Genomic DNA, 947 nt, shown 5'->3' with positions numbered 1-947 from the left:
GCCGTTGCCAATACGTTGAACACCAGGCCCCGGAAAACGCTCGGCTGGAAGACGCCGGCTGAAGCTCTGGACGAGTACCTGAAATCCGTTCAAAAATGCGGTGTTGCGACGACCGGTTGAATCCGCCCAATACGTCAGCATTCGCTACAGCGAACGACTGGCCGAAGCGGGCATCGAACCGTCGGTCGGCAGTCGGGGCGACAGCTACGACAACGCGCTGGCTGAAACGATCAACGGCTTGTACAAGACGGAGCTGATTCATCGCCGCGCCTGGAAAACTCGGGAATCTGTCGAGTTGGCAACCCTGGAATGGGTGGCCTGGTTCAATCACCACCGACTGATGGAACCACTCGGCTATATCCCGCCCGCTGAAGCTGAGGCAAACTACTATCGGCAACTGAAAACCGCTGCCGCTGAAACCGCATTAACTTAAACCAACCAGCCTCCACGATTCCCGGGGCGGTTCATATTTCGCGAAGGAGTCGCCGGCCAGTCCGATGTACTTCGTGACCACGCCCTTGGAAATGCCCAGTGACGCGGCGATCCGATCGTGCGAGAAGCCGCCGTCGAATTTATGTCGTAAAACGTCCTTGATCATGCGCATGTTCATCCGGTGCGCGGGCATGCTCTCTCCGGCAAAAGCCGGCGAGCATAGCCCGCGTGGTTGATGTCATGCACAACGCCAATCCTGTCTTCCGGTCCGCTCGGTCACGTTCCCGATATTGACCGGTCACAATCCCGAAACGGCCGGTCACGTTCGTCCGGAATACGCAGCAACAGCTCCTCGATGTCGCGCAGGCTCAGGCCGAACCGGAAATACTGTTGATGGCGGCGTAAAACCGCGCTTAAACGGCGGCGCAATGCTGAGTAATTTTCTCAAGTACGCAGGGGCCCTCGGGCCCCTTTGACGTGTTGCGACGGCGGTACCGTTCAGAACGGCGGGTCGG

1 protein-coding gene and 1 pseudogene are annotated in these 947 nt (G+C 58.7%); one reads left to right on the top strand and one right to left on the bottom strand.

Annotation, left to right across the window (positions count from 1 at the left end; all coding sequences use genetic code 11):
- A pseudogene (locus WS62_RS34825) lies at positions 1–433 on the top strand (integrase core domain-containing protein); the annotation flags it as partial.
- On the opposite strand, the gene WS62_RS34820 reads toward WS62_RS34825, so the two are convergent.
- The gene (locus WS62_RS34820) at positions 425–625 is read right to left on the bottom strand and encodes a hypothetical protein (RefSeq protein WP_082721265.1); all 201 of its coding nucleotides are present in this window, start codon (positions 623–625) and stop codon (positions 425–427) included. The pseudogene WS62_RS34825 and the gene WS62_RS34820 overlap by 9 nt on opposite strands.
- Between the last annotated feature and the right edge of the window lie 322 nt (positions 626–947).

The organism is Burkholderia sp. ABCPW 14 (assembly GCF_001523835.1).
Classification (GTDB): Bacteria; Pseudomonadota; Gammaproteobacteria; order Burkholderiales; family Burkholderiaceae; genus Burkholderia; species Burkholderia mayonis.
This window is presented reverse-complemented; position numbering and strand designations above follow the sequence as displayed.